6 protein-coding genes are annotated in these 6953 nt (G+C 52.5%); 1 reads left to right on the top strand and 5 read right to left on the bottom strand.

The features are described 5' to 3' along the window. The 5 genes from FEM54_RS20245 to FEM54_RS20265 all read right to left on the bottom strand — a co-directional run. Nucleotides 1-745, bottom strand: a 745-nt coding sequence (locus tag FEM54_RS20245; RefSeq protein ID WP_138452660.1) for a carbon-nitrogen hydrolase family protein, incomplete at its 3' end; no start/stop codon positions are given. Nucleotides 746-1114: 369 nt separating this feature from the next. Beyond that, nucleotides 1115-2134 carry a fimbrial protein gene (locus tag FEM54_RS20250; protein ID WP_138452662.1) on the bottom strand — a complete coding sequence of 340 codons (1020 nt, stop codon included), beginning with the start codon at nt 2132-2134 and terminating at the stop codon, nt 1115-1117. After that, complete coding sequence (locus tag FEM54_RS20255) at nt 2131-4635, bottom strand: fimbria/pilus outer membrane usher protein (protein WP_133714332.1); 2505 nt, start codon at nt 4633-4635, stop codon at nt 2131-2133. The genes FEM54_RS20250 and FEM54_RS20255 overlap by 4 nt, the downstream gene beginning before the upstream one ends. 81 nt (nt 4636-4716) lie before the next feature. Further along, complete coding sequence (locus FEM54_RS20260) at nt 4717-5436, bottom strand: fimbrial biogenesis chaperone (protein ID WP_104912371.1); 720 nt, start codon at nt 5434-5436, stop codon at nt 4717-4719. A 54-nt stretch (nt 5437-5490) separates the two neighbouring features. Further along, on the bottom strand, nt 5491-6084 hold the full coding sequence (locus tag FEM54_RS20265) for a fimbrial protein (RefSeq protein WP_138452664.1): 594 nt from the start codon (nt 6082-6084) through the stop codon (nt 5491-5493). A gap of 307 nt (nt 6085-6391) precedes the next feature. On the opposite strand from FEM54_RS20265, the gene FEM54_RS20270 reads away from it, so the two are divergent. Further along, the coding region (locus FEM54_RS20270; protein WP_138452666.1) for a helix-turn-helix transcriptional regulator at nt 6392-6953 on the top strand (562 nt) is incomplete at its 3' end.

The raw sequence follows: 6953 nt of genomic DNA on the forward strand, positions 1-6953 counted from the left end.
CAGTTAGGTAGTGATAATCCCTGCGAGCCGCCTTGATTTGAGCAAGGTCCAGACTGATCACATGGCGGGTTTCTTCGCGCCCGGCTTCGTACAGCACGCGACCAAACGGGTCGACCACCGCACTGCCGCCCGCAAACACCAGGCCGTCGTCGCCCCGCCCTGCGCGATTGACCATCACGCTGAACAGCTGGTTTTCCTGGGCCCTGGCCATGATCGCGGTGCGGTGCACCGGGCCGTAGGGGTCCATGTTACCGTTGGTAAGGATGATTAACTCGGCCCCCAACTGCGCCAGTACCCGCGCCGTTTCCGGAAGCTCGATGTCGTAGCAGATCAGCAGCCCGACACGCACGCCGTTCCACAGCGTAGTGACGAAGCGATCGCCCGGCGTGATGTCGGCGCGCTCGGAGGGCCACAGATGGGTTTTGCGATAGCGCAAAGCAATGCCGTCAGGGGTGATCAAGACCGAAGTATTGTAGTAGCCGCCGGCATCACATTCGACCAGTCCGATAACAACCGACACATTGCGCTCGCGCACCGCTTGTTGCACGGTTTGCAGTATCGGGCCTTCCAGGGGCTCGGCGACGTTGGCCAGTTGTTCACCACCGACGAAGCCCATCAAATGGGTTTCCGGGAATACCAGCAGGTCGGTATCTGTGCTGCAGTTGGCGATGGCCGCCAAAGCACGTGCAACGTTGTACGCCGTATTGCCGTCGCGGCCGGCTAACTGCATCAATTCAATCTTCATCAGTGATCCTTCCGCGCAGTTCAGCAAGTTCTGAAAGAGTATGGGCGGCGCTAACGAAGCGGAACATCACGTCGAAGGGGTACCCCCCAGGGGGTAGTGAGATCAAATAATACTCAGATGAAAGCAGCCCCTTCATAAGACAACATCATCGTTACTCCCGCGCTCACCGGCCCTCAGTGTGCGTTCAAGGCCGTGCGAATGTAGCGCACGCTTAGGGGCTTACTGATCGACCCAGCGCCTTTAGGCATAGCGTCTAACGTGCGCTGAGAAGCAGCCCCCGAACGTCACAGCCGTTACCCCCTCCATGCTCTGCAACCACACGACTGAGACCTGCTCGGTTACTTTCGCCAATGCAACTGCAGTTAAAAATTATTCATAAGAGAGGGTTACGGTGACTCCAGCGTTTACTGTTCCTGGTGTCATTTTCCCGGTACGAATATATTGAACACCAAAGAGTTTACCAATAGCTCCGCCCTGAACCCCCATATCCCCCAACTCTCCTTTGAGTGTAGTAGCCGAAGTTTGAGCCCCGAAGACCACAGGCGTCTCGCCATCAAGCACTTGCAGTGACACGCCCGACGCCGAATTGCCTGCTGAGTTTAGTATTAGATTCGAAGTTGTATTGCTCGGAGCATTTACATCCTCCAACGCATAAAGAATTTTGTACGGTGCATAGGAGGCGGCGCACGTCACGCCAATCTGGAAATTTACTGTTCCGGCCGTTTCTCCAACTAACGAGAGCAACGACAAATTAATCTTTTTTAGACGCACCACAGATGGCGCACTTAGCGTGCAGGAGGTATTGTTCACGGAAATGGTAGCTGGGGGTAAAGCTGAATCAGCGGTAAACATGGGAGTACCCCCTTCGTAAACTGATAGCCAAAAAAATCCATAGACACCTGCCATTACTAGCTCACCAACTGGCAATCGGTTAAGAGACACATAACGAAATCGATAGCTATAACCTTTTTTCACTATTCCGCCATTGCCTGGAATGGCAACTCGATCATAATTATATACAGGCACATAAGCCTCACCTGCAAAAGCGTGCTCATAAATCACAGCAATATTGGGATTATTAGTAAGCCACAGCGCATACGATTTACCGTCAAACAAATATTTGCCAACAGATTCCTTGGCAAACCTAAGGCCTATATCTAATTTCAAACTTGGGTTAGTCTCACTGCAATTCAAAAAATCAGGGAAGCTTCTTTCATGCCAAACACTCGAAAGCATATTCAGCCCAGCCTGCCCCTTCGTTTGTTGCACTTTCAGACTCACGCCCGGCCCTGCACTAATATCTTTTTTCTCGCAATTGGCGTAAGCCCACGCGCAATTATTGCAAAGAAACAAAACTACAAAACACATGCACTGAAAAAACAAATTCACTTATCATCTCCAATGCAAATAGCATCAAAAGCCTCATACATAAACTCTTTTTTTGCAGGCGGTAGATTATAACTAAAACTACATTGCCCGCCGTGCCAACCAACAGTGAGTTCGCCTTTGTCCTTCACGCCGAAAACAAGGAGCCTTGATGTATTATCAACGACGCCAAGCACATTCCCACTCCCACCATAAACTTGAGCACCAAACGGAATTTTTTTACCATTACTCAACTGTAGTGAAAACTGTAACCTGCGCCCCGACTCAACCTCAAACCGACGTTTAACCACGGCGCCACGCGTCGGCACCACCCGCTGCGAACTTTCTGCGACTTCGATATCGCTACTAAAGGTATTGGTATCCAAGTTGATCCAGTTGTAACGATAGGGTTGCGCATAGGGCACGACCGCATAGCCTTTTTTATCGGTACGCACCGCAGTCCCACTTTCGAGGCCGACGCCCTTGGTATCGGGTACTTCAACCAATGCGAAGGTTTCACCGACCGGTTGCCCCAACGTCAACCCGCCGCTGTGAACCACTACCGATCCACTCGCCCCGACGTCAAAATGCTTGTTATCCCGACCCTGCCCATAGTTGCCACTGACTTTTGCGTTAGGCGTGTCCCAATTCATACCGACGCTGCCGGAGGCACCGCTGGTTTTGCTTTTGCTGCCCTGTACCGAATAACTCAAGGTATTTTGTTCGTCGATGTTGCCGGACAGGCCCGTTTGAATTGACGTCTCACCTTGGGACGATGAAGTAGCGCTGGTATACAGCCGCTGCGCGCGACGATTGTCACCGAACGGAATACTTAAGGATGCGGACACCTGGTTATCGATTCGTTGACTGCCACCCTGCCCCTCTGTACGGGACACGGCAAAGCTGTAGCTGGTGTCGGCATAGCTGCCGTTGTAGCCGAACTGCCAACGCCGCGTGCTACCCTGGCCGTTCCAGTAACTGGTTTCACCCAAACTCAGAAACAGTGACCCACGCCCTTCCAGGGACTGGTTGACGTTCATGTCAAAACGGCTTTTTTGTCGGCCGTAATAAGGGGTGGCGAAGCGATCCTGTTCATCCACATGTTGGCTGAACGTGCGGAAAGACTCGGTGGAATAGCGATAGCCGACCATGGTGAAGGTGGTATCGGTGCTGCTCAGGGTCTTGGAATACAAAAAGCGCGCACTCTGGCCCACGTTCTTGCGCCCGGATACATCCTTGGAGTTGCTGTTGGTTACGTCAAACGACACGCCACCCCATGGCGAGTTAACCCCGACGCCCAGGTTCAACGCGTTGTAACCCTGGGAAGCGAGTAACCCGCCGTAGCCGGTGAAGTTATCGGTCACGCCATACACCAGCGTGCCTTGGGTAAACTTGGGCGCCGCCTGCCCTTCAGTCTGGTATTGGCCGGCGGCCAGGCTGTAGCGGGTACTGCCGCGACGTGTCATCACCGGCAGGTAGGAGTAGGCCTGGGAGTATTGACGCTCGCGCCCATCGGCCTCGATGATCTTGATGCTCAGGTCACCGTTGGAGCCGCTGGGGTAAATGTCGCTGATCTCGAAAGCACCCGCCGGAACGCTGGCCGAATAGATCACGTAGTTGTTCTGGCTGATCTCCACCGTTGCGTTGGTTTCAGCGATACCGCGCACCACTGGTGCGAAACCGACTTCATCATCGGTCAGCATGCCGAGCTCCGACGTCAACTGAGCGCCGCGAAAACGCACACTGTCGAAGATATCGCCCTGGGTGTACAACTCGCCCCCCGCCAGTTTGCTCTTTAGGCTGACGACGTCACGCTCGGCATAGGTACGGTTGCTGTTGAATGTGTCGCGCATACCGGTGCCCCCGGAGATCGACGACTCATTGCGAAAGCGCCAGGCACCCAGGTTGAAGCCGTTACGCAGACCTATATAGCGGTAGTCGCTACTGTAACCACGGCTGATATTGCGGCTGAAGTTAGTCTGATAATTGGTGTACAGGGCGGTGATGCCGTTATCCCATAAAGACGGATCGACATAACCACTGGACTGTCGCTTTATGTAAGCTTGAGGCATGCTGATCTGCAACGCCAGCGCGGTTACATCGAATTCGATATCGGCACCTGGCACCAGCGCCGGCAGATCAATCACGGTATCGTCGGCACTGCCCGCAGTGATGACACCCTCTTGTTCAAGCCGTGCAGTGTTCACCCCAATCGCCTTGAGTAGGCCCAGGTGTATGATCGGCTTGACCTCCGATCCGTCCTGCACGACAAACTTGATGGACTCACGCAGTATCAAAAATTGATTAAGGTAAATATCGACATTGTACTTACCAGGGGCGATCGTGCTTCCTTGCTCAAAGTACTTCAATTCGGCCGTGGCGCCATGCTTGTTCAAAAAAGCATCATTGAATTCCACAGCATGGGCTGCAAGTGGCAGGGAAGCACTTGCCAGCACTAGACTAGAGGCGCCAAAACGACCAAACGGACGGGTACCAGAATAACTCCCAAAACAAAATGCCCACATAAGAGTCTTGCCTCATTACTCAATCGTTACTGCTCGACTTATTTAAGATGCAGCGCTGCCTGCCTTCTTTTAAAAAGCCCTTCAGTTTGAAATATTGGCGAGATTCTTAACCGGAACGCCATAATCATTAATGGCATTAAACTCAACGACAATTTGAGCATTAGCAGGTATTGCACCTGCGCCTTCCACCAAAAACTTACCGGTCGCACCGGGCGCTACCATCTCCGCATTGACCGGGTGACGAGCCCCCTTATACTCAAGGGAAACAGCGCCAAAGGATGCGTAATAAACAGAATTGTTGGAGACCAACAGCCAGCGTTTTCCGCCTTCACTTAGCAACTGCCACTTCAAAAACTTTACAGACTCTTCAGGCGTACCGGACAAATCCGTCGGCCGATAAAACAGCTTGATCCGTTGGCGCACTGCAATCTGCAAAGTGTTATTGGCCTCAGACTTTTGGGGAATCTCCTGCACGCTGAGCCAGAACACCGATTCTTTGTCTGAGGGCAAACCTTTCCCCGCATAAAAAATGCGCAGGCTTTGTTGCTTGTTGCCGCCCAAGCGACTCAGCGAAGGGGTTAACGCAAACGGTACATCCTGATCCGTATTTTTTGAATCCGGCTCCAACCAAGACTGAATCATGATGTCCCTGTCGGCGTCATTCTTGACCATGATGGAGGCTTCCTTGAGCTTTTGCGGGTAGATAACCCGCGTGCCGCCCAATGTAATACCGGCCTGAGCGATACCACTGAAGAGCAATATTATCCCCGCCAGCCAATACCTGGAGTACGCGTTCTTCATTTAGTTACCTGCGATAAAGTAGAGAAGCATGAATATGCTTCTCTAATGAAAGACTTATTGGTAAGTCAGAGTGAATGGCAGCGTGCCATTGGCTGGACCAGGCACAATCGGAGTAACACCGTTAGCCACATAAGAGGCACGCATATTCAAATTAGCGGTATACGTGAAGGCTGGATCAGTACCGGCCTTGACTAACGGCGCGTCAAAAGAGCCGTTACCTGCCAGATTAATCAAGTTATTGCTGCTATCAAAGATACCAATACCCACGCCCTTCGCAGTACCGGTGGTTTTGAGCAAGTTATTATTCGACCCATCCACACCTGAACCAGAGCTAGGGTCGAACATCACCTTAACAGTGGTCAACCCAGCAGCGGTATTACCACAATCAAGATTAATATTAATCGCCGTACCTGAAACAATCCCAGGATTTTTGGTGCTCAGAGAGTCAATACTGACCTTGCCCATAGGCACTTCAATTACCTGCGCACCGGCGGCTCCACCGACACTGGTGCCGGCGCCGGAAGAGGCTTTGCAGGAAGCAGCAGTAATTTCACCAGTAAAATTGATAGTCCCGTCTGCCGCCAAAGCGGAAGTTGTAATCAACGCGGTGATAGCCGCTGCCAGAATATGCCTTTTTTGGATAGCCACAATCAATTTCCTTTAGGTTGTACAGGAGGTTAATACTTGTAATCGACCCTATAAAAGAGTCGGCTAAGTTTACCCAGTACACCCTCAGCAACAATCGCAAGAATCCATGCCTAGTCCTAGACGAATCCTAACAAGGCATCAGATAGATCCTACAAAATTAACCGGTACTCACATAACGTTTGATACAACGGCGAATACGGTCTGTAGACTGACCTGTATTACACGGGATGTGCACGCGTGACACGAGCCAGTGGCGCACGACCAAGGGCAAGCAATAATGTCAAAGGGAGCATCGATGGGCAGTGAAATGAACCTGACGCTGCAGGATGTAGCTTGGCATGACGCGGTCGGCAAGCTGATCGAAGCCCTGGACCGTCCTGACTTCTGGCGTTCGTTGACGCGTTTGCTGGGGCGCTACGTACCGGTGGATAACTGGGTGGTGCTGATATTCAGCACGGGCAGGCCGCAGGTGCTTGCCGAGTCTGCCGCAGAGGGAAACGAGACCGACTCACTCTTCCAAGACTACCTCAAGGGCCTGTACCAGCTGGACCCGTTCTACCTGGCCAACCGCGAACAACCACAAAGCGGCCTTTTCCAATTGGACGACGTCGCGCCGGAGTGCTTCGAGCAGACAGAGTATTACCAACGCTACTTTCGATTGAATGTCGTCGCCGACGAGATTCATATCAATGTGCAACTGGATACCAGCCGCACTTTGAGCTTGTCGCTAGGCAGTAGTAGCCGCTTCAGCCAGCAGCAGATTGCGTTGCTGGGCCTGGTACAGCCATGGGTCGCCGGCTTGATGCGACAACGGTGCACGTTCGAACAGAGTTTGAAGGACGCACCGGAGCAGGCACCTGACTGGCCGG

It is taken from the genome of Pseudomonas edaphica (genome assembly GCF_005863185.1).
Classification (GTDB): Bacteria; Pseudomonadota; Gammaproteobacteria; order Pseudomonadales; family Pseudomonadaceae; genus Aquipseudomonas; species Aquipseudomonas edaphica.

Coding starts and splice junctions, on each gene's coding strand:
- FEM54_RS20260 (WP_104912371.1), bottom strand. CDS start 5,436: ATGAAGAACGCGTACTCCAGGTATTGGCTGGCGGGGATAATATTGCTC.
- FEM54_RS20255 (WP_133714332.1), bottom strand. CDS start 4,635: ATGTGGGCATTTTGTTTTGGGAGTTATTCTGGTACCCGTCCGTTTGGT.